Origin of the sequence: Microbacterium sp., assembly GCF_044340635.1 — a bacterium.
Lineage (GTDB): Bacteria > Actinomycetota > Actinomycetes > Actinomycetales > Microbacteriaceae > Microbacterium.
The window spans coordinates 159,308-184,082 of sequence record NZ_JBIITF010000001.1 but is presented as its reverse complement, the minus strand read 5'-3'; the positions used below and the strand labels follow the sequence as shown (position 1 = coordinate 184,082).

Sequence of the window (24,775 nt, the reverse complement as noted above, 5' to 3'; positions counted from 1 at the left end):
CGTACCCCTCATCTTGACCGATTTACGGGCGTGAGACGGGATCCACGCAGGGGAACCGGCGGTACGGTCGGGACATGAGAACGCAGCCCCTCGAGTCCTCGCGCGTCTCCGCTCGCTTCACCCGGGGTGTCGGCCGGCTCGTGCTCGAACGGCCCGAAGCGCTCAACGCGCTCGACCTCGGGATGGTGCGCGGCTTGCGCGAAGCGCTCGAGGCGTGGCGCGACGAACCCGATGTCGAACGCATCCTGCTCGAGGGCGCGGGTGATCGCGGGCTGTGTGCCGGCGGGGATGTGCGGGGCCTGGCCGAGAGCATCATGTCGGGCAACGCCGAGGCTGCCGGGATGTTCTTCCGCGAGGAATACGCGCTGAACGCCGCCATCGCCGAGTACCCGAAGCCGATCGTGGCGCTCGCGGATGGCGTCACCATGGGCGGCGGCATCGGCCTCGCGGGGCACGCCGCCGTGCGCATCGTGACCGAGCGCTCGGCCCTCGCGATGCCCGAGACGCGCATCGGTTTCACCCCGGATGTCGGCGGCACCTGGCTCCTCGCCCGCGCCCCGGGACGGGTGGGGGAGTATCTCGCTCTGACGGGCGGGACGATGTCGGCAGCCGACGCGATCTACGCCGGATTCGCGGACCTGCTGGTGCCATCCGAGCGATTGGACGCCGTCCGTGAGGCCCTCGAATCGCGCGCCGACCCGGGCGGTGCCACCGAGGTCGCGATGCTGTTCGACGAGTCGCCCGAGCTGTCGGAGCTGGCCCGCCGACGGCCGTGGATCGACCCGGTTTTTGCGGCCCCCGACGCGGCGTCGATCATCGTGGGGCTCCGCGAACGGCCCGAGCCGGAGGCATCCGCCACGGCCGAGCTGCTCGAAACGCTTTCTCCGACCGCGCTGACCGTGACGCTGGCCTCCGTTCGCGCGGCCCGCACCGATGCGAGCCTGCGCACGACGCTCGAGCGCGAGTACGGGTTGGCGATGTGGTTCGCCCACACCCAGCCGGACCTGCCGGAAGGCGTTCGCGCGCGTCTGATCGACAAGGACGGAGCGCCGCGCTGGCGACCGGCGTCGCTGGCCGAGCTGCCGGACGACCTCGTCGAGCAGGCGTTCGCCTTCCGTCCGGACGTGCCGCTCTGGGGCTGAGGGGGCAGCAGGGCTGACGGCCGGGCGCGGTATCCCTAGAGTGACCCTATGGAACGGTCGGAGCCCCCGCACCGCAGACGCCGCTACTCGGTGGGTGTGGCGCTGGACTGGTTCTTCTTCGTCTTCGCGGGGCTGGCGGCTATCTGGCTCGCCTACCTCGGGTTCACCGAGACGTTCCGCGTCGGGTGGTGGGGCATCCCGTTCGCGATCGTGTTCTGGGTCATGCTCGCCTACCTCGTGCTGCCGCGGCTCCATCGCATCCTCACGACGATCTACGTACCCGACTACTTCATCGGCCGCACGCGCACGAGCGACGGGCTGCTGGGTGACCCGGTCAACCTGGCCTTCCGCGGCACCGCCGAAGAGATCGAGGCCGCACTCCAGGCCGCGGCATGGCGGCGCGCCGACCCGGTGACCCTCGCGTCGTCGTGGCGGATCATCACGTCGACCCTCAGCCGCCGCAGCTACGACGAAGCGCCGGTCAGCCCACTGTTCCTCTTCGGCCGGCAGCAGGATTTCGCCTACCAGCAGGAGGTCGACGGCAACCCGGCGCAGCGCCATCACGTGCGCTTCTGGAAATGCCCGGACGGATGGCTGCTGCCGGGCGGCACACGAGTCGAGTGGCTCGCCGCGGGTACCTTCGACACGGCGGTGGGGCTCTCGCTCTTCACCCTGCAGGTCACCCACCGCATCGATGCGGATACCGACATCGAGCGCGACCACATCATCCAGACGCTCGTCGCAGCCGAGCCCACCATCCGCATCGACGTCATCAAGGACTTCTCGAGCGGCTATCACGCACGCAACGGCGGTGGCGACACCATCCGCACGGACGGGGATCTGCCGATCGTGGATGTCTCGGGCGTCCCGGTGCCGGCCGTGCACGGTTTGCTCGCCGCCGAAGGGAGCGTGTCGTGATGAGAACCCCCGAGAAGCGCCCCGCGTTCGAATCTCCCGGCGACCTCGTCCGGCCGGTCGGCTACGACCCGGACATGCCCCGGCCGGCGGCGATCAGCGCCGGTGCCGGACTGGTCATGTTGCGGGTGCTCGCGGGCTTCCTGTGGCTCGCGGCTCTGGCCTTCAACTGGGGCGACGTCGCGCACAGCATCGAGGTCGAGCTGGGCGATGACGTGACGCTGCCGGAGGATGTCAAGGCCATCGGGCTCGCCTTGATCCTGACGGTCGGCGGGGTCGCCACGCTGCTCGAGGGCGTCCTCGCGGTGTTGATCTATCGCGGACACAACTGGGCGCGTGTGCTCGTCATGCTCTACGCCGTCGCGTCGATCTCGGCGGCGTTCACGACATGGTGGGTCGGTGGCCAAGACATCCGGATCGAGACGACCCTCGTGACGCTGAGCCTCGACATCCTCGTGCTGTTGGCGCTCTCGAGCCGGCAGGCCGCGGCGTACTCGCGTCGTCGTCAGCTGCGCTGACAGGTCCCTCTGGGTCGTCAGCTGCGCTGACAGGTCCCTCTGGGTCGTCAGCTGCGCTGACAGGCCCCTCCCCGGCTGCGGGCGTTAGCCTGGAGTCCGCCCTTTCGGCGGCGGAGGAGGCAGCGCGGTGTTCGACAGTCCCCTCTCGACGTCTGCCTACGGTGTGCTCGGCGTCGAACCGGACGTCGACGATGAGCAGCTGCGCAGGGCCTATCGTCAGCGCCTTCGCGCGACGCATCCCGACACCGGGGGCGACGCCGCCTCGTTCGGTCGGGTGCAGCGTGCCTGGGAACTGGTCGGCACGCCGGCGGCACGTGAGGCGTACGACCGCGGCCACGGGTTTGCCACGTTCAGTGCCGATGGCGGTGCCGGTGCAGGCGCCGACACGGATCCGTCCGGCTGGCGTCCGGCGCGTGCGAGCGCCGACACCCGGCCGCGCGCGCGAGCGCACGGCCACCCGGGCGGTTGGAGGCGGGAGCGCTACCTCACACTGATGCGCGAGTGGATCGGCCGAGGCATCCCTCTCGAGGACCCCTACGCCCCGGCCCTGGTGCGATCCGCCCCGCACGAGATCCGGCGCCTGCTGGCAGACGCGCTTGCCGAAGAGGCGACAGCACGCATCGTCGCGGACCTCGGCATGGGCTTCACGGTCTGGCATGACGTCGCGGCTTCCGGCCGGCGCAGCGATGATCCCGACGCCAAGCTCGACCACATCGTCCTCGGCCCGAGCGGACTCTACGGGGTGCTGTCGGAGGACTTCGGTGGACCGGTGACACTCCGCCGCGGCGAGCTGCAGGGCGATGACGTCGAGGGGTCACCGATCGGCGACCTGATCGCACGGATGCGTGTGGTCTCGCGGGCGGCGGGCGTGCGCTTCAGTGGTGCGATCGTCGTGCTGCCGGACGACGATCTGCCGCAGGCGATCCTGGACGCCGGTCGCGTGCGGGGACTCCCGGTCGTGGTGTGCGGTCGGGCCGCGCTCGCGACGGTGCTGCGTCGTGGCATCCCGGGCGCCCGGGATATGGGCGGCAACGAGGTCTTCGACGTCCGCACCCGGCTGCAGCACAGCGTGCGTTTCGTCTGACTCGTCGCCGTTCGCCCGCGGCTCAGTCGGCGATGCCGAAGAGTTGGAGCGGATGCGTCATCCGCCACCACGGGCTCGGTCCCGTCACCTCTGCCGCGAGGACCGCATCGACCTCGACCTCGTCGACCGGCCCGCTGACGGTCACGGTGCCCGCGGAAGCGCTGTTCGCCCAGTCGTCGCCCAGCGACAGGTCGGAGGCGGCGGCGGACGCGGACCCGTTCCACAGGATGACCGATCCGTCCGTCGCCGTCACGATGTAGACCGGATCGGCCCACAGTGTGGAGATCGTTCCGACGACCGAACCCGCGGGCAGGGCGATCGTCGGGGAGAGTTGCGCGTCGAGACCGTTCAGCAGGTCTCGCGCGGTGGCGAAACGCGTCTCGCTGTCGGGTTGCCCGAGCGCCGAGGCGTATGCCCGCACCGTCGTGTCGCCGATCGTCACGTCGCGCGCCGCCAGCAGGTTGTAGTCGCCGAAGAGCAGGCCGGTTTTGACGCCCACGAAGCCCGGCTCACCGAGGAGGGCGTTGGTGTTCTCGACCAGACCGGCGCCGGGAATCTCGACAGAGGGCTTGGCCACGATCTCGGCGATGACAGGGTTTGCGAGAGCCCGGCGGGCGAGCGCGACGAGCGCGGCGGGCGTCGCCGTGTTGCGGGGGCTGATGCCCGACGAGTCGACGACGGTGATGCCCGCCAGGCCGTGCTGGGTGAGCCACTGCATGGCCGCTCGTGCGTAGACCGTGTCTGAGGGATAGAGGCCGTCCACGAGTTTGTCGGCGTAGTTGCCGGCCGAGCCGATCAACATCCCCTCGAGGAGCTGGTACTGCGTCAGCGTTCCGCCGACGGGAACATCGAGTGCGGACTCATCGGCGGCGAGCGTGTTCTGGTATGCCGTGCGGTCGGCTCGCGTGAAGGTGTACTCGGGCCCTGTCTCGCCCACCGCGAGCGGAAGTGCGTCCAGAACGACGAGTGCCGTGATGACCTTCGTGATGCTGGCCATCGGAACGGCCTCGTCCGAGCTCGCGGCGGTCGTGCCGAGCCCCTCCACACCGAGGGAAGCCGACCCTGAGGCGGGCCAGGCGGGGGTCGCCGCGACACCCGCTGCCGTCTGCACGGCGACGGCGTCGACGCGGGGGGCGACGGCGTAGAGCGGCCAGACGAGCATGGCGATGACGTAAACGAGTGCCAAACCGACGACGCTCCCGAGCGGCACGAGCACACCCGGGCGAAGCGGGGAGCGACGCGGCCACCGTTCGATCAGTTCCGCATCCGGGTCGATCTCGGCATGGCCCACGGTCGACGTGCCGTCTTCTCGCACCCAGGTGAGCGCTCGCGTCGTCGTCGGGACCTCGGTCGGGACCCCTTTCGCGGGCCGGCCGGTGGCGGGCGTCTCGGTGAGCGTCGTTGCTGCGCCGAGCGTGGGTGTCGCGTCGACCCGCGCGGGCGCCTCGCCAGCGCGTGCGGGAGTGGCGGGGTCGTGCACTGGATCTGCGACGACGGTGGGTGCCACGGCGGGTTCCGCGGTCACATCCGTCGCGCCTGTTTCGTTCCGACGCAACGCCCGCCGGCTGAGCACGGGCTCGTGCGGCGGGTCGTTCGAGATCATTCGCCTACGGTACCGCGACAGCTATACTCATCCCGTCAACCACGGGAGTCCGGTGTGCCGGGCTGAGAGGAAGCGACCACGCTTCGACCGTCGAACCTGATCTGGGTCATGCCAGCGCAGGAAGGAGCACTAATGGGTACGTCCACGTCCACATCGGCCCCCGCATCCACCGGGCGTCGCGGATTCGCCGCAATCACCTGGCGCTGGAGGGTCGTCGACATCGTCGTCGCCAGCGTCATCGGCGTCGCGTGCGCCGCCATCTTCCTCGTCTGGAACATCGGATACGAGGGGCCGACCTCGGTCCTCTCGCCGCTGCTTCCGGGTCTGCAGGGTCTGCTCGCCGGTCCCTGGCTCATCGCGGGTGTCCTCGGTGCCCTGATCATCCGCAAGCCGGGGGCCGCCCTCTACACCGAGCTGCTCGCCGCCGTGATCTCGGCGCTGGTCGGCAACCAGTGGGGGCCGCTGACGATCGTGTCGGGACTCGTGCAGGGTCTTGGCGCCGAGCTCGTCTTCCTCGTGTTCGCGTACGCCGTCTGGCGCCTGCCGGTCGCGATCCTCGCGGGCGCCGGTGCGGGGCTCGCCTGCGGAATCAACGACCGCATCCTCTGGTACGCGGGCGCCGACACGACCTTCACGATCGTCTACATCGCTGCCACGACCATCTCGGGCGCCGTGATCGCGGGCGCGGGGGCGTGGTTCGTCGCGCGCGGACTCGCGGCGACGGGTGCACTCGGGCGCTTCGCCTCCGGACGCGAGGTGACGCGGCGCGTCTGACGTGACGGATCCTTCGATCGCGCCTCGTGCGCTGATCCGACCCGCCTCGGTCGAGGCGCGGGGCTGGGGCTGGCGCTTCGCCTCGCGTCTCGACTGGGCGGTGGCGGATGCCTCGTTCCGCATCGAACCCGGCGAGCGCGTCCTGCTGCTCGGCGCATCCGGGGCCGGCAAGTCGACCCTGCTGCACGCGCTCGCCGGAGTGCTCGGGGGCGACGACGAGGGCGAGTCGCGCGGCGAGCTCACGATCGACGGCCTGCCCCCCGCTCGCGCCGCCGGGCGCGCCGGGCTCGTCCTGCAAGACCCCGACAGCCAGGCGATCCTGGCTCGGGTCGGGGACGATGTGGCTTTCGGCGCCGAGAATCTCGGAATCCCCCGCGATGAGATCTGGCGGCGGGTGCGTGAGTCGCTCGATGCGGTGGGCCTCGACGTGCCGCTCGATCGGTCGACCTCCGCGCTCTCGGGTGGACAGAAGCAGCGCCTCGCGCTCGCGGGCGTGCTCGCGATGCGCCCGGGGCTCATCCTGCTCGACGAGCCGACGGCCAACCTCGATCCCGAGGGCGTACGCGAGGTGCGCGACGCGGTCGAGCGGGTGGCCGAGCGGACCGGTGCGACCTTGATCGTCGTCGAGCACCGCATCGACGTGTGGTTGCCACTCGTCGATCGGGTGATCGTGCTGGGCGAGACGGGCGGCGCCGAACGCGACGGTGCCGAACGTGGCGGTGCCGAACGTGACGGTGCCGAACGTGACGGTGCCGATGTCGGCGTGCTTGCCGACGGAGACACCGCTTCCGTGCTCGGTGCCCTGGGCCCCCGCCTGGCCGCGGGCGGGGTCTGGGTCCCGGGCATCCCTCCCCGGCATCCCGCGCCGCCCGTACTCGAGCCCGGTCCGGTCGTTCTCGGGGCACGCGACCTGCGGGTCGGTCGGGTCAAGGGCGTGCCCGTCGCGGGCCCGGTTCACATGGACGTGCGCGCGGGCGAAGTCCTCGGCATCACCGGGCCGAACGGGGTCGGCAAGTCGACCCTCGCGCTGACCCTCGCGGGGCTCCTGCCCTCGCTCGGCGGTCGGGTCGAGGCATCCCGTGTCCTCGCGGACGGCCCGCAGCGCGATCCCCTGAAGTGGACCTCGCGCGCGCTTCTGACCCGCATCGGCACCGTGTTCCAGGAGCCCGAGCACCAGCTGCTCGCGACGACCGTGCGCGGAGAGCTCGAGATCGGCCCGCGCTCCCTCGGGCTGACGGAGGGCGAGATCGCGCGCCGCGTCGATGACCTGCTCGTGCGGCTGCGGTTGGACCGGCTCGCCGCGGCGAACCCGTACACACTGTCGGGCGGTGAGATGCGCAGGCTCACGGTCGCGGCGACCCTCGCGACGCGGCCACGGGTGATCGTGCTCGACGAGCCGACGTTCGGTCAGGATGCCGTGACCTGGGCCGAACTCGTCGCCATCATCGCCGAGCTGCGAGAGGGCGGCACGGCGGTCGTCGTGGTCACGCACGACGACGGCGTGCTCGATGCCCTGCACGCGCGCCGCTTCGAGCTCGAGGCGCCGGCATGAGCGCGACCGTCGGCATCCGGAGCGGTCCGATCGCCACCATCAACCCGGTCGCCAAGCTCGCGGCCGCCCTGCTGATCGCGGTGCCGCTCGTGCTGACGATCGATGCGGTCTCGGCGGCGACCGCGCTGACGCTCGAGCTCGTGCTGTTCGCCCTCTCGGGCCTCCGGTGGCGCGAATTCTGGTTGCGCACGCTGCCCGTCTGGATCGCCGCTCCGCTGACGGCGGTCACGATCGCCCTGTACGGGGCACCATCCGGAGCGGTCTATTTCGAGTGGCTGTTCGTTCGCGTGAGCGACGGATCTCTCGAGTTGGCGCTCGCGACGTTCTTCCGTGTTCTGGCGATCGCGCTGCCCGGAGTGGTGCTCTTCGTCACGGTCGACCCCACGGACCTCGCCGACGGTCTCGCGCAACTCGTGCACCTGCCCGCGCGGTTCGTGCTCGGGGCTCTCGCCGGGATGCGGCTGCTCGGGCTGCTGGGCGACGACTGGCGGGCGCTCGCCCTCGCGCGCCGGGCCCGTGGGGTCGCGGATGTCGGTCGGGTGCGACGCACGCTCGGCATGGCTTTCGCCCTGTTCGTGCTCTCGATCCGGCGGGGGTCGAAGCTTGCGACCGCCATGGAGGCCCGCGGGTTCGGCGGGCACATCGTCGATGCGGACGGGCGGCCCGTGCCGCGCACCTGGGCGCGGCCGTCGCGCTGGGGCACAAGCGAATGGGTGCTGCTGGCGTCGGGCGCCGCGATCTCGGCCACCGCTATCTCGGTCGCCGTGGCAACCGGCAGCTGGAACTTCATCCTCGGCCCCGCCTGACTCCGCCACCTGCGCGCGAGCCTTCACCTATGTCTTGTTTTGCGCGCCGTTCGGTGACATAGATGACGTTTCGCGCGCCAGGGCGGGAACCCGGGCGCGCGCGGCGGGGACCGCGTGTCGCATAGGCTGGAACTGAATGCCAGCGGTTCGAAGGAGAGCGCATGCAGATCGAGAGAGCAGGAGCCCTCGTCACGGGCGGGGCGAGCGGGCTGGGTCTCGCCACCGCACGACGCCTGGCCGCGGATGGTGCGCTCGTCACGATCCTGGATCTGCCGACATCGCGCGGGGCCGAGGTGGCGGCCGAACTCGGTGGTGTCTTCGCCGCCGCGGACGTCACGAGTGTCTCTGACGTCCGGGCCGCTGTGGCCGAGGCATCCGCTCTCGCCCCGTTGCGGGTCGTCGTGGCGTGCGCCGGGATCGCGACGGCCGCGAAGCTGCTCGACCGGGACGGAAACCCCACGCCCCTCGAGGACTTCGAACGCACGGTGCGCGTCAACCTCGTCGGCACCTACAACGTCATCGCGCAGTCCGCCGCGGCGATGATCGCAACGGAACCGAATGCTTCGGGCGGACGTGGTGTCATCGTCACGACGGCGAGCGTCGCCGCCTTCGACGGCCAGATCGGGCAGCCGGCCTACTCCGCCAGCAAGGGCGGGGTGCACGCGATGACGCTGCCGATCGCGCGCGAGCTCGCGCGCCACGGCATCCGGATCTGCACCATCGCGCCGGGCATCATGGAGACCCCGATGCTGCACGGGCTGCCGCAGGCGGCGCAGGATTCGCTCGGCGCACAGGTTCCGTTCCCGCCGCGCCTCGGGCGGCCCGACGAGTTCGCGGCCCTCGTGGCGCACATCGTCGACAACCGCTACCTCAACGGCGAGACGATCCGCCTCGACGGCGCGATCCGGATGGCGCCCAAGTGAGTGCCACACGCGGCGCGTTCACAATTCAGTCTCGGGGGTTGGGTGACTTCCGTCGGCTCGCGGAACGGAGGGGCTTCCACTCCGCGCGCCACTCGCATCGAATGAATACCGAACAGCTCGGTAAGGAGAACGCAGCATGACCGACTCGATTCTGTACGCCCGCGACGGCGCGCTGGCCCGACTGACCCTCAACCGACCGGGGTCGCTCAACGCGATGGGGTTCGAGATGGGTGCTCGCTGGCGCGACCTCGCGCGCGAGATCACCGCCGACCCGACCGTCGGCGCCGTGATCCTGGATGCCGCGGGCCCGGCCTTCTGCGCCGGAGGAGACGTCGTCGAGATGGCGACCTCGGGTGCCGCCGGCGCCGACGTCACCGCGGCAGCGCACACGATCCACGAGGGCATCCGCGTGTTCGTCGAGTCGGACAAGCCCGTCGTCGCGATCGTGCAGGGCGCCGTCGCGGGCGGGGGCCTAGGCCTCATGCTCGCGGCGGACTACATCGTCGCCGGCGACCGTGCCCGCTTCGTCAGCAAGTACGCCAACATCGGCCTCACCCCGGACCTCTCCGTCTCGACCCTGCTGCCCGCGGCCATCGGACAGACGCGGGCGCTCCGGATGCTGCTCGACGACCTCACGATCGACGCCGCGATGGCGCTCGAGTGGGGGCTCGTGACCGAGCTCGCCGAGGATCCCGCGGCCCGCGGTGAAGAGATCGCCAAGTTCTGGCTGAACGGCGCGACCGCCGCGTTCGGGCAGGCCAAGCGCCTCGTGCGCGCAGGCTCCCGGCGATCGTTCGCCGACAACCTCGACGACGAGGCGCGCACGATCGGCGCGGCCTTCGACACCCCCGATGCCCGGGCTCGGGTCGCCGCATTCGCCGCGGCATCCGCCCGAGCAGCTGCCCGCACCGATGCTCCGAAGGAGACCCCGTGACCGACCAGACCCTCGCCGGCAAGACCATCCTGATGTCCGGTGGCAGCCGCGGCATCGGACTCGCGATCGCGCTGCGCGCGGCGGCGGATGGCGCGAACATCGCGATTCTCGCCAAGACCGACACGCCGCACCCGCACCTGGAGGGCACCGTCCACTCGGCCGCCGATCGCATTCGCGAGGCCGGCGGACAGGCGCTGGCGATCGTCGGCGACGTGCGGAACGACGACGACATCACCGAGGCCGTGCTGAAGACCACGGGCGAGTTCGGCGGGATCGACATCGTCGTCAACAACGCCAGTGCGATCGACCTGTCGGGATCGCTCGACCTGTCGCCGAAGAAGTACGACCTGATGCAGGACGTCAACGTCCGCGGCACCTTCATGCTCTCGCGCGCGGCCGTTCCCCTGCTCCGCGAGAGCGGCAACCCGCACATCCTGTCGCTGTCGCCCCCGCTCAACCCGTCGCCGCGCTGGCTCGGCGCGCACACGGGTTACACGCTGTCGAAGTTCGGGATGACGATGGTGACGCTCGGGCTGGCGGCCGAGTTCGCGCCCGACGGGATCGCCGCGAACACGCTCTGGCCACGCACGACGATCGCCACGGCGGCGGTGCAGAACCTGCTCGGCGGCGACCGGGTGATGGCCGCGAGCCGCACGCCCGAGATCTACGCCGACGCCGCGTACCTCGTGCTCACGTCGCCGTCGCGCGAGAACACCGGGCAATCGCTGATCGTCGAGGACGTGCTCGAAGAGAGCGGCGTCACCGACTTCTCGGGGTACGCGGCGGTTCCGGGGACGCCGGACGACCGGCTCTTCCCCGACATCTTCCTCGACTGAGGCACGTGTCATGCCCGTGATGAGCGCCGGCATCCTGCTGTATCGGATCCCCCCGCACGTCGACGCCTTCGAGGTTCTGATCGCGCACATGGGTGGACCGTTCTGGGCGCGCAAGACCGAGGGCGCCTGGTCGATCCCCAAGGGGGAGTTCGACCCGGATGCGGAGTCCGCCCTCGATGCGGCGCGGCGCGAATTCCGCGAGGAGCTCGGCGTCGAAGCTCCCGACGTCGCGTACGCCGAGCTCGGCACGTTCGCGTACGCGTCGGGCAAGCGCGTCGTCGTGTTCGTGGGGGATGGCTCCGCGTTCACCCCCGCGGAGTTCACGTACGGCACGTTCGAGTTGGAGTGGCCGCCCCGCTCGGGCCGCAGCGTCGCGTTCCCCGAGGTCGAGGACGCGAGGTGGGTTGCAGCGGGTGAAGCATCCGCACTGCTCGTGAAAGGTCAGCGCGCCGCGCTCGAGGCGCTCGCGCAGAATCTCCGCGAGGCGGCCGGCACCGGCTGAGCCCGCTCAGCCCAGGCGTTTGCGCAGGAACACCTGCTGGATGCCGTCATCGCCGTCGACCCGCTCGCTCTCGACGTATCCCTCGCGCTCGTACAGCCGCAGGTTGGCCTCGCTGAGCGACCCCGTGAACAGCTCCGCTTCCGTTGCCCCCGCGTCGCGGCCCGCCGCCTCGACGGCGTCCAGAAGGCACGATCCGATCCCGTGCCCCTGCTGATCGGGAGCGATCGCGAGCCGACCGATCAGGAGCAGGTCCCCGTCGCGCCGGGCGCGGACGGCACCCACCATGCGCGGCCCGAGGTGCGCGACGCATCCGTCGTTCTGCTGCAACTCGGCCTCGACCTCGGCGAGCGTCTGCGTGAGCGGCGGCATGTTCGGCGTGCCGTAGATGAGGGCTTCCTGCACGAAGGCGGCGCGCTGCAGGGTCATCACCTCGCCCGCGTCGCCCGGTCGGATGGGTCGCACGGTGATCTCGTCACTCACCTTTTCCACGGTAGTCGTCCCGTAGCCTGGAATCATGACCTCCCTGCCTCCCGAGTCCCCCGTCCGCCCGACGGGCCCGGGTCCCGTGCGCCAGGTGCGCCCGGCGACCGAGGGATGGCAGCAGCAGAAGGATGCCTCGGGCAAGCCCCTGCTGCAGTTCGCGAGCCCCAAGCGGGGCAAGCCCCCCGTGCACCTCGCCGACCTCACGCCCGAGGCGCGCGTCGAGCGCGCGAAGGAGCTCGGCCTGCCGGGCTTTCGCGCCAAGCAGATCGCGACGCACTACTTCCGCCACCACACGTCCGACCCGGCGCTCATGACCGACCTGCCGGCTGAGCGTCGCGAAGAGCTCGTCGCGGGATTCCTGCCGCCCCTGCTGACCGAGGTCCGGCGTCTGCAGACCGACGGCGGCGACACGATCAAGTTCCTCTGGAAGCTGCACGACGGTGCGCTCGTCGAGTCGGTGCTGATGCGCTACCCGGGTCGCATCACCCTGTGCGTCTCGTCACAGGCCGGGTGCGGCATGAACTGCCCCTTCTGCGCGACCGGTCAGGCGGGGCTCACGCGCAACATGTCGGCGGCCGAGATCGTCGAGCAGATCGTGCGCGCCAACGCGCTGATCGCGGCGGGCGAGCTCGGCGGCAAGCACTCCGACGACCACAGCATGGAGCGGGTCAGCAACATCGTCTTCATGGGCATGGGTGAGCCGCTCGCCAACTACGCCCGGGTCATGCAGGCGGTCCGCGTGATGGTCGCCCCGCAACCCGAAGGCCTGGGCATGAGCGCCCGCGGCATCACGATCTCGACCGTCGGGCTCGTCCCGGCGATCCTGAAGCTCGCCGAGGAAGACATCCCGGTCACGTTCGCGCTGTCGCTGCACGCGCCCGACGACGTCCTGCGCAACGAGCTGATCCCGGTCAACTCGCGCTGGAAGGTCGATGAGGCCCTCGATGCCGCCCGCAACTACTTCGAGAAGACCGGTCGCCGCGTGTCGATCGAGTACGCCCTGATCAAGGACATGAACGACCACGCCTGGCGCGCCGACCTGCTCGCCGACAAGCTCAATGCCCGCGGGCGCGGCTGGGTGCACGTCAACCCGATCCCGCTGAACCCGACGCCGGGGTCGATCTGGACCGCATCCGAGAAGTCGGTGCAGAACGAGTTCGTCCGCCGCCTGAACGACGCGGGCATCCCGACGACCCTCCGCGACACCCGCGGTAAGGAGATCGACGGGGCGTGCGGTCAGCTCGTCGCGACCGTCGAGGATGAGGCCGCCGCGGCCGACGCCTGATCGGGCGATCCCGCGCCGCACGCCGCCGCGTCGAGATCCAGGATCTCGAGGAGCCGGAGCGCGGCAGGCTCGGCGGTGCTCGAGGCTATCGCCGACACGATCCACACGGGCGTCTCGTCGGGCGGCAACGTCACGGTGACGAGGCCATCGGCCTGTGGTTTCGCGGCCACGTGCTGCGGAACGAGCGCGATGCCGAGGCCCCGGTGGATGAGGTCGAGCAGGGTGTGGATGTCATCGACCGTGCACGGGATGCGCCGCGGAATGCCGTGCGCGGCGAACGCGGAATCGGTGAGGGTGCGAACGCCCCAGGATTCACGGAAGTCGATGAAGTCCCGCTCGCGCAGCTGCGTCCATTCGACACGGCTCGATGCCGTCAGCGGGTCTCCGGGCGGGACGAGCAGCACGAGCGGGCGCCTGCCCAGTTCGGCGGGTCGCATCGACGCGAGGTGGTCCGTCGTCGCGACGAACGCGACGTCGAGGTCGCCCGCGCGGACCTGCGCGGCGAGTTCGTGCGACCCGGCCTGGACGAAGTGGATGTCGACCAGCGGATAGCGGCGGTGGAATCTCTCGAGGAGCGGCGGGACGTCGACGACGCCCAGGCACTGCTCCGCACCGACCCTCAGCGTTCCGGCGAGCTGGCGGGTCGCGCGGACGACGGCGTCCCTGCCCGCCGAGGCCTGCGCGAGCATCTCCCGGGCGAAGGGCAGGAGCGCACGTCCGGCGTCCGTCGCCACAACGCGCCGTGTGGTTCGCGTGAAGAGGCTCGTCGCGAACTCCTCCTCGAGGCTGCGGATCGCGGCCGAGAGACCGGACTGCGAAACGCCGCAGACGGATGCCGCTCGCGTGAACTGCTGCTCCTCGGCCAGCGTGACCAGGTACTCCATCTGTCGAAGATCCACTTATCGATCATCCTTCTGAATCACAGAACACACAGTTGTTGGACTTCTAGCATCCCTCCTTCTAGCGTTGAGAGGCAAGACGCAGAAGACGCAGGAATCGCGCGCACAAGCGCTCGATTCGAGAGAAAGAAGCACATGGTCAACTATCGCTATCTCGGCAACTCCGGTCTCAAGGTCTCGGAGATCACGTACGGAAACTGGGTGACCCACGCCTCGCAGGTCGAGAACGACGCGGCCATCGCGACAGTGCACAAGGCGCTGGATCTCGGCATCACGACCTTCGACACCGCGGATGCCTACGCCAACACCGCCGCGGAGTCCATCCTCGGCGAGGCGCTGAAGGGTCAGCGTCGTGCGTCGCTCGAGATCTTCACGAAGGTCTACTGGCCCACCGGCCCCATGGGCCCGAACGACTCGGGCCTCAGCCGCAAGCACATCATGGAGTCGATCGACGGCTCGCTCCAGCGTCTCGGCATGGACTACGTGGACCTCTACCAGGCCCACCGCTACGACTACGAGACCCCGCTGGAAGAGACGATGCAGGCCTTCGCCGACATCGTGCGGCAGGGCAAGGCGCTCTACATCGGCGTCTCGGAGTGGACGGCCGACCAGCTCCGCGCCGGTCACGCGCTCGCGAAGGAGCTGAAGTTCCAGCTCGTGTCGAACCAGCCGCAGTACTCCGCGCTCTGGCGCGTCATCGAGGCCGACGTCGTCCCGACGTCGGAGGAGCTCGGGATCTCGCAGATCGTCTGGTCGCCGATGGCGCAGGGCGTCCTCAGCGGCAAGTACCTGCCGGGCCAGGCCGCGCCCGCGGGATCGCGTGCCACGGACGAGAAGAGCGGCGCGAATTTCATCAAGCGCTTCCTCGACGACGACGTGCTGACCGCCGTGCAGAACCTGAAGCCGATCGCCGAGCAGGCGGGCCTCACGATGCCGCAGCTCGCGATCGCGTGGGTGCTGCAGAACCCGAACGTCGCCGCGGCGCTCGTCGGCGCCTCGCGTCCCGAGCAGCTCGAGGACTCGGTCAAGGCGTCGGGTGTCGTTCTCGACGCCGACACGATGGCCGCGATCGACGCGGCCCTTGAGTCGGTGGCGGAGAAGGACCCGGCCCAGACCCTCGAGGTCTCACCGAAGTCCCGCCCCTAGCGCCGAGCGCACGACTTCGTGCCGAGTGCACGACCTGCGGACCGTCCGCAGGTCGTGCACTCGCGCGTAAGTCGTGCACTCGCGCGTAAGTCGTGCACTCGCGCGCAGGTAGAGGCTGAGGGTCAGCGGCCGTTCTTCGGGGCGACGGACACGTCCAGGACGGGGTGCAGGCCGCCGAGGGACGACCACGCGCTCTCGACGCCCTTCGCCGCGTGCTCCGAGGACCGCACTGCGCGCTCGTCCGCCCAGGCGTTGAGCACGTGACCGGAGTGGCCGCGCACGTGCTCGAGCACGACATCGGGCATCCCGGACGCGCGGCGCGCATCGCGGGCCACGATCAGCCGCTCGAGGATGTCGACGTTCTTGGTGGGCGCGCCGGTGGAGGTCTTCCAGCCCCGTCGCCGGTGCCCGTCCATCCACTTCGAGTACGTGTCGATCGCGTACTTCGAGTCCGCCTGCACGACGAGTTCGGCCACGTTCGGGTGATCCTCGATGGCCTTCAGCAGCCCCAGCAGTTCGCCGATGTTATTGGTGCCCTCGCGGATCGAGCCGGACGCCCAGTGCCCGTCTTCACCCACCCAGGCCCAGCCGGCGGGACCGGGGTTGCCCTTGCACGCGCCGTCGGTCGCGACGAGGTAGCGGGAGGGTTCGGTCACTCGGGCAAGGCTACCGGCGCTCGCGGGTCAGCCCCGCACGCCGGCGTCGGCGCCTAAACCGTCGGGGTCGCCGCCGCGGCCAGTCGGATCCATGTTTCGACGACCGTGTCCGGGTTGAGCGAGATCGACTCGATCCCCTCTTCCACGAGCCACTCGGCGAGATCCGGATGGTCCGACGGGCCCTGCCCGCAGATGCCGACGTACTTGCCGCGCGCCAGGCAAGCCGTGATCGCCATCGACAGCATCTTCCGCACCGCGGGGTTCCGCTCATCGAACGTCGCCGCGACGAGCGAGCTGTCGCGGTCGAGCCCGAGGGTGAGCTGCGTCATGTCATTGGAGCCGATCGAGAACCCGTCGAAGTAGTCGAGGAACTCGTCCGCCAGCAGGGCGTTCGAGGGCAGCTCGCACATCATGATGACCTTGAGGTCGTTCTCGCCGCGGCGGAGACCGTTCTCGGCGAGCAGTTCGACGACCGCATGACCCTCACCGACGGTGCGGACGAACGGCACCATGATCTGCACGTTGGTGAAGCCCATCTCGTCGCGCACGTGGCTGAGCGCCTCGCACTCCATGTCGAAGCACGGGCGGAAGTCGGGGGAGATGTATCGCGAGGCGCCGCGGTACCCGAGCATCGGGTTATCCTCGTGCGGCTCGTAGCGGTCGCCGCCCAGCAGATTGGCGTACTCGTTCGACTTGAAGTCGCTGAGGCGCACGATGACGGGCTCGGGCCAGAACGCCGCGGCGATCATCGAGATGCCCTCGGCCACGCGCTGCACGAAGTAGTCGCGCGGCGACGAGTAGGCGGCGGTCGCCGTGCCGATCTGCTCCTTGAGGTCCGCCGGGAGGGTGTCGAATTCGAGCAGCGCCCGCGGATGGATGCCGATCTGCCGGTTGATCACGAACTCCAGGCGCGCGAGGCCGACGCCGTCGTTCGGCAGGCGCGAGAACGAGAACGCCTGGTCGGGCGTGCCGACGTTCATCATGATCTTCACCGGAGCCTTCGGCATCCGATCGAGGTGCGTCAGCTGCTCTTCGAAGTCGAGCAGCCCGCGGTACACGAACCCGGTGTCGCCCTCGGCGCACGAGACGGTGACCTCGTCGCCATCCGTGATCACCCGTGTCGCGTCGCCCGTGCCGACGACGGCGGGGATGCCGAGTTCGCGCGCGATGATGGCGGCGTGACAGGTGCGGCCGCCGCGGTTCGTGACGATCGCGCTCGCGCGCTTCATGATCGGCTCCCAGTCGGGGTCCGTCATGTCGGCGATCAGGACCTCTCCGGGCCGGAACTCGTCCATCTGCGATACATCCCGCAGCACGCGCGCGGGGCCCGAGCCGATCCGCTGGCCGATCGCTCGCCCCGCGACGGCGACCTCGCCCGAGTCGTTCAGCACGAAGCGACGGATGACTCCGACATCCGTCCGCGACACGACCGTCTCGGGACGAGCCTGCACGATGTAGAGCCCGCCGTCGATGCCGTCCTTCGCCCACTCGATGTCCATCGGACGCCCGTAGTGCTGCTCGATCACGAGGGCGTGACGGGCGAGCTCGGTGATGTCGTCGTCGCTCAGCGAGAAACGGATGCGGTCGGCCTGCGGCACGTCGACGAACGCCGTGCTCGCGCCCGCGTGACGGTCATCGGTGTAGCGCATCGCGATCGCCTTCTCGCCGACCGAGCGCTTGAGGATCGCCGGGCGATCAGCGGCCAACGCGACCTTCGACACGTAGAACTCGTCGGGATTGACCGCGCCCTGCACGACGGCCTCGCCGAGTCCGTACGAACTCGTCACGAAGACCGCGCCGTCGAACCCCGACTCGGTGTCCACGGTGAACATGACCCCGGCCGCGCCGAGGTCCGAGCGCACCATCCGCTGCACGCCGGCCGAGAGGGCGACGTCATGGTGCTCGTACCCGTGGTGTGCGCGATAGGCGATCGCGCGGTCGTTGTAGAGCGAGGCGAAGACGGAGCGGATGGCGCCCAGCACGTTGTCGATGCCCGAGATGTTGAGGAACGTCTCCTGCTGACCCGCGAAGGATGCATCGGGCAGGTCCTCTGCAGTCGCGCTCGAGCGCACGGCCCAGGTGACGTCCGCGCCGGTGTCGGACGTGAGTCGTTCGTACGCGGAGCGGATGTCCCGCTCGAGGTCTGCGGGCAGCGTCTGCTCTTCGATCCATGACCTGATCTCCGACCCGGCCGCCGCGAGACCCGCGACGTCCTCGACATCGACGACGTCGATCCGCCGGCGGATGCGGCCCTCCAGGTCGTCCGCGGTCAGGAACGAGCGGTACGCGTCGGCGGTCGTCGCGAATCCTCCCGGCACCTTGACCCCGAGAGCGGACAGGTGCGAGACCATCTCGCCGAGGGAGGCGTTCTTGCCGCCGACACGGGCGACGTCGGCCATGCCGACCTGATCGAACCAGAGGATGTTCGTCATGAGAGAACCTTTCGAAGGGGATGAGCACACGCGGTAGGCGGTGGGCGAGAGGGGTCAGGGGCGGAGGCGCAGGGACTGCATGATGACGGCGGACATCTCCTCGACGCTCTTGGTGGAGGAGTTCACGAACGGGATGTGCGCTCGCCGGTAGAGGTCTTCGGCTCGGCGCAGCTCGAGGGTGCACTGGGCGAGGCTGGCGTAGGTCGAGTTGGCGCGCCTCTCGTGGCGGACCTGGCTCAGGCGGAGGGGAGTGGTGGTCAGGCCGAAGCACCGCGCGCGGTACCGCTCGAGTTCACGAGGCAGGCCCTCGGTGGGGTAGTCGTCGTCGGTCAGGGGGTAGTTCGCCACGAGCAGCCCGTATTGCAGCGCGAGATACATGGTCGTCGGGGTCTTGCCGCACCGCGACGGGGCGACGATGACGACGTCCGCCTGGTCGAGCGCGCGGAAGCTCTGGCCGTCGTCGTGCTCGATCGCGTATTCGACCGCCCGCATCCGCGCGAAGTAGCGCTCCGTATCGCCCACGGTGTGGAACTGACCGAGCTGCTCGGATGCCGTCGTTCCGAGCGCGCCCTCCAGCTCGGTGAGGTGGCCGCTCAGCAGGTCGATATGGGTGGCGCGTGCCGCCCGGATGGTCGCACCCAGTTCGTGCCCCTTGACCGTACTGAAGACGATCGGCTCGGTGCCCGAGGCTCCCGCGGACTCGATCTCGCGCACTACGGCCTGAGCCGCCGGAACGGAGTCGATGAAGGGCAGAGTGCGTCGCGAGAAGGTGACGCCCGGAAAATTGGCCAGCAGGGCGTTGCCCAGGGTCTCGGCTGTGATCCCGGTGCTGTCTGACACGAAGAAGGCCGTGCGATCGGGCTGTCTTGCGCTCACGCCGGTGCTCACCACGGGTGCTCTCTCTCGGGGCGCGGGTGCGCCCCTCGAATCGAACCTAGGAAACTTCGGCAGGTCTCAGTGCGCGATGTGGCCGAAAGTTCGGCGAAACTTACGCCGACGGTAGGAACTCGTGTGCTCTAGCTCGTGCCGGCTCCGGCGCGTTCGGCCCGCCACTCCTCCGCCAATCGAGGCATCCGCTCGGCGAGATAACGCAAGAAGTCCGCGGTGTCACGCGCACGATCGACCGAGAGGGGGGCGTCGACGTTCTCGTCGGCGATGGCGTCCATCTGCGTCGCCAGGTTCGCGTACAGGGGAGCATTGACGGTGATCATGTCCGCCCACGCGTCATCAACGAGGTCGTAGCGGTCACGGCGATCACCCGGGCGAGGCAGTCTCTGGATGAGGCGCATCGACACGAGGTACCGCACGGCACCCGACACCGCAGCCGCGGAGACGCCCAGGCGATCCGCCAACTCGGCGGCGGTGTAGCCCTCGTCAGGCGAGCCGACGAGAGCCATCATGACGCGCGCGGGCATCCGTGCCATTCCTGCGGCGGCCAGCAGCGCGGCCGCCTGCTCGGCCGGCTCCGTCCCGGGATGCTCCATGATCCGAATCTATCCGCCGGTCACCAGTTCCCGGCGCCGCATGAGGCCCAGCGACCCGATCGCCCCGACGGCCGTCGTGCCGAGCAGCCACCACAGTCCGCGCATGTCGACGGTGTCGCCCTCGATCAGCGGTGCGATGCCCACGGGGGAGAGGTCCGTGAGCCACGCCGGGAATCCGAACAGCGGGCCGAAGAGCCCGAGCACCATCCCCACCAGCACAAGGGTCCAGCCGAGCGCGATCGTCGCGCGCGGCAACACGACGAAGACGAGGGCGGTGACCACGAGGAAGACGGATGCCGCGGCAACCTGTCCACCGCCGACCACCCCGACGTCTCGCATCAGGGCGAGATCGCCGCCCTGTCCGACGATGCCGAGCGCCGCTCCGACGACACCGGCGAACACGACCGTCACGAGGGCGACGAACCCGATCACGAGGTACCCCCCGAGCCACCGCACGCGGTGGATGGGGGTCGCGAGCAGCACCTCGGCGGTGCCCTGCGTCTCCTCTTGGCGGGCGCGGCAGACGGTCTGCACGGCGGCGCATGCGGCGAGGACACCGAGCATCGTGAAGAAGATCGTCACCGTACCCTGCTCGACGTTGCCGGCGCCGGCGATCTGTTCGAGCATCGCCTGGACGGTCGGGTTCGTCGACCCGATATCGGCCACGATCGACGCGAGCGACGTGGACAGGGCCCCGAGCAGGAGGCCTGCGGCAGCCCAGCCGACCACGGCTGCGCCGGAGAGCCGCCAGATGAGCGCCACCGGGGTCGCCAGTGCGGGGGACGCCTCGTCGCGGCCCGCTCGTTCCGCGACGAAGCTCTCGCCGAGATCGCGGGATCCTTGCGCGAGGACCGCCCCCGCGATGAGGGCCGCAGCGACCGCGATGGCGAGGATGAGGGGGGATGCATTGTCTGTGAATTTGGTCGATCCGTGTCGGCAGTTTGCGTGGGCAACGTGTCGCTCCCGGGCCGGTGGGCTGTTCGGAATCAGCACTGAGGCTCTGCCGACTTCGTATGGCAATGCTGGGTCCTACGCGTGACGATCGGGCTGGCTTGCTTCGGGTTGTACGGTCCAGCTCGGCGCGTGGTCAGTACCGATGGACTCATCGTTTTCCGCGTCGGTGCTCGTTACCTGGACGGTTCCGGCGGCGTGGTGCACCGGTGCGTATACGGTGTACAGGCGTAGCGGTTGATTGCCCGTATTGCGGACGTCGTGCCACGTTCCGGCAGGTACTTGAATTGCCCACCCATCTGAGACGGCCTGTTCGAAGTCGAGTTGGTCCTTGGCGCTGCCCATGACGGCTTGGCCTTGACCGGCGTCCACGCGCAGGAACTGGTCCGTATCCGGGTGGCATTCCAGGCCGACGGACTCGCCAACCGGGATGGTCATCAGCGTGACTTGCAGATATTTCCCGGTCCAGGCGACAGTGCGGTAGTTCTCGTTCGCTTGGGTCGCCGCCTCGATGTCGAAGGCGTGCGGGCGCGGGCCGATGTCTGTTGTATCCATGGTTGTTCTTCCTTTATCGAGTGCCGAGGTGGAGCGATGGTGACTGATTGAAGGCAGTACATCCCGGTGGTGGCGATATGTGGGGCTTCCGCGATGCGGCTTAGATGAGGCCGGTTGTGCCGAGGAGGGTGCCGACGGCGAAGGTGGCGATCAGGGCCAAGGCCCCGCCGGCGACGACCCTGAGGGTTGCCGTCAGTGGGCGGCTGCCGCCGAGGAGGGCACCGATCGCACCGGTCCCGGCGAGGGCGATGAGTACGACGACGAAGGTCACCGGCACGCGGATGGTGTCGGGGGTCAGCAGGATGGCGAGTAGAGGAAGTATTCCTCCGATGAGGAAGGCTAGGGCCGAAGCGCCCGCTGCGTGCCAGGGGCTGACGACGTCAGCCTCATCGATGTTGAGTTCCATCGACAGGTGCGCTTTGAGGGCGTCCTTGGCCGTGAGCTCGAGGGCGACTTGCTGCGCGGTGTGTGGCGACAGCCCTCGGGCCTCGTAGAGCGCAGAGAGTTCGGCGAGTTCGCCTTCGGGATCGTCCCGCAGTTCGGTCCTTTCCTTCTCGATCAGGGCACGTTGGCTGTCGCTTTGGCTACTCACGGAGACGTACTCGCCTAGCGCCATCGAGATCGCACCGCCGACGAGAGCGGCAGACCCGGCGGCGACTATCGCGGCGGTGGAGGAACCTGCGCCGGCAACACCGACCACGATGGCGGCAACGGAAACGATTCCGTCGTTCGCGCCGAGCACCCCGGCGCGCAGCCAGTTCAGCCGGCCGGCCAGGCTTCCCGAGTGCGGCTCATCGCGCGGGACTGCGGACTCTGTCGGTGCGTGTGTCATCAGTTTTCCATGTCCCCTGACCACACGGCTGTCGCGCCGCTGTGGCCGATCAGGATGGCTTGCACTGTCGTGCCGCCGGATACCACAAGGGCGAGCACCAGGAGGGTCGCGGGGATCCATCGCATTCTTCCCTTCACCTCCGGTCGCGGCGCGACTGCGGAATCTGGCGCACGAACCGCGGCGGCCTGGGCACGCTTTTCACGGATGTTCCACCAGAGGAGTGCCGCGGCGATGAGCACGAGACCACCGACCCAGGGCAAGAGACCGTCGGCCAGTTCGGCGTGAGTTTCGATCAGCGCGTTCTCCCCGACGCGCGCTTCCAACTTTTCACCGGATTGGGTGGATAGCGGCACGAGGGCAAGTGCGAGGAGGCAGATACCCAGCGTGAGATAGCCGGCCCATCGGCGAAAACGCGGCCACGCAGCGGTGAGAATGACGAGCACGGCTGCCAGCGGGACGATGACTTCCGTGGCGTGTACGACGAGGGGATGCAGCGGGAGGCCGAAGAACGTGTCAAACATTTTGCTCCTAGGGAGGGTGGGCGACGGTTCGCTGTCCTCGAGGGTAACGCTAAGCCGCGAACCCTCGAGCCACCACGGAGGGTAGCCTGCGCTTTGGTGGGAATGGCGGCCGGATCTACCAACGTCCGGAGACCTCCTTTCCCCGCAGATGGCCAAGACTTTCGGTTTGGGTAGTTGAGGTTTCCCCGAACGGTGGTTGCCGGCGATGGCGCTTGTTCGCCGCACGAACGACGGGTCTTGCGTGTTAGGTCACGGCTGACAGAATCGCCGCAGACGCTGTTGACCTCAGTTCACCCTGCGGATGTGGCCGCCGCTAGGGGCGAAGGTCCCGCGCGAACCAGGCGCACAGTCATGGCGATCGTTGTCGCACCGCTTTCTGGTGCAGCACCGGTCATGCACGGGTGGGCTGGGCCCGCTCGAGGCACTGGCGCTTCCTCGGAAATCAAAGGCGAGTCCTATGAAGTTGCTGTGGGCGGACCATTCTTAGAGCTGTCTCAGCGGCCGGGTCGGACGATTCAGATATGACCAGCCTTGCCACTAGACCCACCCGCTCGACGCCTCGCGTCGCGTCGCACGCAACACGGCCCGTGCTGTGGCGGATGGGCGCGACCACTGTCATCTGGTTGACGAGTCTGTTCGTCGTGGCGTTGTGGGTCGCGGGCGGTGGTGTAACGAGTGTCTTCGCCGTTAGCGGAGAGACATTGACGACGCTGGGCCGGCTGGCCGGCCTGGTTTCTGCAAACCTGCTGCTGTACCAGGTGCTACTGATGGCGCGGGTCCCCATTTTTGAGCGCGGTTTCGGACGTGAGGCGATCACGCGGATGCACCGGTTCGTCGGCTTTTGGTCGTTCTGGCTCCTCGCCGCACACATCGTGCTGCTTGTGGCCGGGTACTCGGTTGCCGCGAATGTGAATCCCCTCGCCCAGTTGTGGGACTTCGTGTGGAACTACCCGGGGATGTTGCTGGCAACGGCAGGCACGCTGGCGATCCTCATGGTGGTGGTGACCTCGATTCGACGCGCCCGCCGCCGCCTCCGCTACGAGTCCTGGCACCTGCTCCACCTGTACGCGTACCTCGGTGTCGGCCTGGCACTTCCGCACCAGCTGTGGACGGGGGCAGACTTTCTCTCCACGCCGGTGGCGACCGCGTACTGGTGGGCGCTGTGGGCGGCAGCTGCAGCATCTGTCCTGGTGTATCGGGTCGGCGTACCGCTGTTTCGATCGTGGCGGCACGGGATCCGTGTCAGCGGTGTCGACCTTGACGGTGCACGCGGAGTGACCGTACGCATGTCCGGCCGGGCGATGAACCGGCTGGGTGCGCGTGCCGGGCAGTTCTTCATCTGGCGCTTCCTCGACGGCCCCGGGTGGACACGCGGTCACCCGTTCTCACTCTCCAGCGCGCCGACCGGGGACCGGCTGTCGATTTCGGCGCGGTTCGCGGGGGATGGCACCCACCGACTGGCCACACTGCACCCCGGAACGCGTGTCCTCATCGAAGGACCCTACGGTCATATGACCGGTGCGTTGCGGACCGGATCGAAGCTGCTGTTGTTCGGTGCGGGAGCCGGTGTCGCCCCACTCGTCTCTCTCCTGGAGGCGGAAACGTTCCAGCCCGGCGACGCGACTCTCATCACTCGGGACTCGGATCCGGCCGACGGTCTCCGGCAGTCCGTTATCAGAGACCTGGTCGCTCACCGCGGGCTTCGACACGTCCCGTTGCCCGGGCCGCGCTCCACAGGCAGCTCACCCTGGATGCCCGCAACCCACTCTGCATGGCAGGGACCGGACCTCATCCGGCACCTGGCCCCCGACATCACGTCGTACGACGCGTACCTCTGCGGGCCCATTCCCTGGATGGCCGACCTTGAACGCGACCTCCGGCACGCCGGGCTCGCGCCCGAACGCATCCACTCCGAAGCGTTCACGATCTGACACGGAGGACC

Annotated in this window: 25 protein-coding genes and 1 riboswitch; of the genes, 14 read left to right on the top strand and 11 right to left on the bottom strand. The window is 69.2% G+C overall.

What is annotated here, in order from left to right; all coding sequences use genetic code 11:
• The first annotated feature begins 74 nt into the window (after window positions 1-74).
• The 4 genes from ACIQ0W_RS00855 to ACIQ0W_RS00840 all read left to right on the top strand — a co-directional run bounded on the left by ACIQ0W_RS00855 (window position 75) and on the right by ACIQ0W_RS00840 (window position 3,659).
• Window positions 75-1,142 (top strand): enoyl-CoA hydratase/isomerase family protein, encoded by a 1,068-nt coding sequence (locus ACIQ0W_RS00855; RefSeq protein ID WP_396641018.1) that lies wholly within the window; start codon window positions 75-77, stop codon window positions 1,140-1,142.
• A gap of 48 nt (window positions 1,143-1,190) precedes the next feature.
• The gene (locus tag ACIQ0W_RS00850; RefSeq protein WP_396641017.1) at window positions 1,191-2,060 is read left to right on the top strand and encodes an LssY C-terminal domain-containing protein; all 870 of its coding nucleotides are present in this window, start codon (window positions 1,191-1,193) and stop codon (window positions 2,058-2,060) included.
• On the top strand, window positions 2,060-2,575 hold the full coding sequence (locus ACIQ0W_RS00845; RefSeq protein WP_396641016.1) for a hypothetical protein: 516 nt from the start codon (window positions 2,060-2,062) through the stop codon (window positions 2,573-2,575). The genes ACIQ0W_RS00850 and ACIQ0W_RS00845 overlap by 1 nt, the downstream gene beginning before the upstream one ends.
• Before the next feature lie 127 nt (window positions 2,576-2,702).
• Window positions 2,703-3,659: a DnaJ domain-containing protein gene (locus tag ACIQ0W_RS00840; RefSeq protein WP_396641015.1), complete on the top strand. Its 957-nt coding sequence runs from the start codon at window positions 2,703-2,705 to the stop codon at window positions 3,657-3,659.
• Window positions 3,660-3,681: 22 nt separating this feature from the next.
• On the opposite strand, the gene ACIQ0W_RS00835 is transcribed toward ACIQ0W_RS00840, so the two are convergent.
• The gene (locus tag ACIQ0W_RS00835; protein WP_396641014.1) at window positions 3,682-5,262 is read right to left on the bottom strand and encodes a D-alanyl-D-alanine carboxypeptidase; all 1,581 of its coding nucleotides are present in this window, start codon (window positions 5,260-5,262) and stop codon (window positions 3,682-3,684) included.
• Between the two features lie 31 nt (window positions 5,263-5,293).
• Window positions 5,294-5,402, top strand: a riboswitch (TPP riboswitch).
• On the opposite strand from ACIQ0W_RS00835, the gene ACIQ0W_RS00830 reads away from it, so the two are divergent.
• The 7 genes from ACIQ0W_RS00830 (at window position 5,395) to ACIQ0W_RS00800 (ending at window position 11,589) form a co-directional block, all read left to right on the top strand.
• Complete coding sequence (locus ACIQ0W_RS00830) at window positions 5,395-6,036, top strand: ECF transporter S component (RefSeq protein WP_396641013.1); 642 nt, start codon at window positions 5,395-5,397, stop codon at window positions 6,034-6,036. (Overlaps the previous riboswitch by 8 nt.)
• Before the next feature lies 1 nt (window position 6,037).
• Window positions 6,038-7,588 carry an ABC transporter ATP-binding protein gene (locus ACIQ0W_RS00825; protein ID WP_396641012.1) on the top strand — a complete coding sequence of 517 codons (1,551 nt, stop codon included), beginning with the start codon at window positions 6,038-6,040 and terminating at the stop codon, window positions 7,586-7,588.
• On the top strand, window positions 7,585-8,394 hold the full coding sequence (locus ACIQ0W_RS00820) for an energy-coupling factor transporter transmembrane component T family protein (RefSeq protein WP_396641011.1): 810 nt from the start codon (window positions 7,585-7,587) through the stop codon (window positions 8,392-8,394). The genes ACIQ0W_RS00825 and ACIQ0W_RS00820 overlap by 4 nt, the downstream gene beginning before the upstream one ends.
• A gap of 161 nt (window positions 8,395-8,555) precedes the next feature.
• The gene (locus ACIQ0W_RS00815) at window positions 8,556-9,317 is read left to right on the top strand and encodes an SDR family NAD(P)-dependent oxidoreductase (protein ID WP_396641010.1); all 762 of its coding nucleotides are present in this window, start codon (window positions 8,556-8,558) and stop codon (window positions 9,315-9,317) included.
• 136 nt (window positions 9,318-9,453) lie between these two features.
• Window positions 9,454-10,251, top strand: coding sequence for an enoyl-CoA hydratase/isomerase family protein (locus tag ACIQ0W_RS00810; protein WP_396641009.1), 798 nt, complete (start codon window positions 9,454-9,456; stop codon window positions 10,249-10,251).
• A complete protein-coding gene (locus tag ACIQ0W_RS00805; protein WP_396641008.1) occupies window positions 10,248-11,087 on the top strand; it encodes an SDR family oxidoreductase in 840 nt (279 codons plus the stop codon). Before ACIQ0W_RS00810 ends, ACIQ0W_RS00805 begins: the two co-directional genes overlap by 4 nt.
• Before the next feature lie 10 nt (window positions 11,088-11,097).
• Window positions 11,098-11,589 (top strand): NUDIX domain-containing protein, encoded by a 492-nt coding sequence (locus tag ACIQ0W_RS00800; RefSeq protein ID WP_396641007.1) that lies wholly within the window; start codon window positions 11,098-11,100, stop codon window positions 11,587-11,589.
• Between the two features lie 6 nt (window positions 11,590-11,595).
• On the opposite strand, the gene ACIQ0W_RS00795 is transcribed toward ACIQ0W_RS00800, so the two are convergent.
• The gene (locus ACIQ0W_RS00795) at window positions 11,596-12,015 is read right to left on the bottom strand and encodes a GNAT family N-acetyltransferase (protein ID WP_396641152.1); all 420 of its coding nucleotides are present in this window, start codon (window positions 12,013-12,015) and stop codon (window positions 11,596-11,598) included.
• 88 nt (window positions 12,016-12,103) lie between these two features.
• Between ACIQ0W_RS00795 and rlmN the strand changes: the two genes are divergently transcribed.
• The gene (gene rlmN, locus ACIQ0W_RS00790; protein WP_396641006.1) at window positions 12,104-13,357 is read left to right on the top strand and encodes a 23S rRNA (adenine(2503)-C(2))-methyltransferase RlmN; all 1,254 of its coding nucleotides are present in this window, start codon (window positions 12,104-12,106) and stop codon (window positions 13,355-13,357) included.
• On the opposite strand, the gene ACIQ0W_RS00785 is transcribed toward rlmN, so the two are convergent.
• Window positions 13,309-14,256 (bottom strand): LysR family transcriptional regulator, encoded by a 948-nt coding sequence (locus ACIQ0W_RS00785; protein ID WP_396641005.1) that lies wholly within the window; start codon window positions 14,254-14,256, stop codon window positions 13,309-13,311. The two genes, rlmN and ACIQ0W_RS00785, sit on opposite strands and share 49 nt — an antisense overlap.
• 135 nt (window positions 14,257-14,391) lie before the next feature.
• Here ACIQ0W_RS00785 and ACIQ0W_RS00780 point away from each other — a divergent pair, with 135 nt between their 5' ends.
• On the top strand, window positions 14,392-15,402 hold the full coding sequence (locus ACIQ0W_RS00780; RefSeq protein ID WP_396641004.1) for an aldo/keto reductase family protein: 1,011 nt from the start codon (window positions 14,392-14,394) through the stop codon (window positions 15,400-15,402).
• A gap of 122 nt (window positions 15,403-15,524) precedes the next feature.
• Here the strand turns inward: ACIQ0W_RS00780 and ACIQ0W_RS00775 are convergent, their stop codons facing one another.
• The 8 genes from ACIQ0W_RS00775 to ACIQ0W_RS00740 form a co-directional block, all read right to left on the bottom strand.
• On the bottom strand, window positions 15,525-16,058 hold the full coding sequence (locus tag ACIQ0W_RS00775) for a ribonuclease H (protein ID WP_396641003.1): 534 nt from the start codon (window positions 16,056-16,058) through the stop codon (window positions 15,525-15,527).
• A 53-nt stretch (window positions 16,059-16,111) separates the two neighbouring features.
• A complete protein-coding gene (gene ppsA / locus ACIQ0W_RS00770) occupies window positions 16,112-18,490 on the bottom strand; it encodes a phosphoenolpyruvate synthase (protein WP_396641002.1) in 2,379 nt (792 codons plus the stop codon).
• A 54-nt stretch (window positions 18,491-18,544) separates the two neighbouring features.
• Window positions 18,545-19,366, bottom strand: a complete 822-nt coding sequence (locus tag ACIQ0W_RS00765) for a pyruvate, water dikinase regulatory protein (RefSeq protein ID WP_396641001.1) — start codon at window positions 19,364-19,366, stop codon at window positions 18,545-18,547.
• A 140-nt stretch (window positions 19,367-19,506) separates the two neighbouring features.
• Window positions 19,507-19,974 (bottom strand): GbsR/MarR family transcriptional regulator, encoded by a 468-nt coding sequence (locus ACIQ0W_RS00760; RefSeq protein ID WP_396641000.1) that lies wholly within the window; start codon window positions 19,972-19,974, stop codon window positions 19,507-19,509.
• 9 nt (window positions 19,975-19,983) lie between these two features.
• Window positions 19,984-20,967 carry a hypothetical protein gene (locus ACIQ0W_RS00755; RefSeq protein WP_396640999.1) on the bottom strand — a complete coding sequence of 328 codons (984 nt, stop codon included), beginning with the start codon at window positions 20,965-20,967 and terminating at the stop codon, window positions 19,984-19,986.
• Between the two features lie 36 nt (window positions 20,968-21,003).
• Window positions 21,004-21,480, bottom strand: coding sequence for a cupin domain-containing protein (locus ACIQ0W_RS00750; RefSeq protein ID WP_128217837.1), 477 nt, complete (start codon window positions 21,478-21,480; stop codon window positions 21,004-21,006).
• Between the two features lie 100 nt (window positions 21,481-21,580).
• Window positions 21,581-22,312 carry a VIT family protein gene (locus tag ACIQ0W_RS00745; RefSeq protein ID WP_128217838.1) on the bottom strand — a complete coding sequence of 244 codons (732 nt, stop codon included), beginning with the start codon at window positions 22,310-22,312 and terminating at the stop codon, window positions 21,581-21,583.
• Window positions 22,312-22,833 carry a DUF2231 domain-containing protein gene (locus tag ACIQ0W_RS00740; protein ID WP_128217839.1) on the bottom strand — a complete coding sequence of 174 codons (522 nt, stop codon included), beginning with the start codon at window positions 22,831-22,833 and terminating at the stop codon, window positions 22,312-22,314. The genes ACIQ0W_RS00745 and ACIQ0W_RS00740 overlap by 1 nt, the downstream gene beginning before the upstream one ends.
• Before the next feature lie 521 nt (window positions 22,834-23,354).
• On the opposite strand from ACIQ0W_RS00740, the gene ACIQ0W_RS00735 reads away from it, so the two are divergent.
• Entirely contained in the window at window positions 23,355-24,764 is a 1,410-nt protein-coding gene (locus ACIQ0W_RS00735; RefSeq protein WP_359921008.1) for a ferric reductase-like transmembrane domain-containing protein, read from the top strand.
• Window positions 24,765-24,775: the final 11 nt, after the last annotated feature.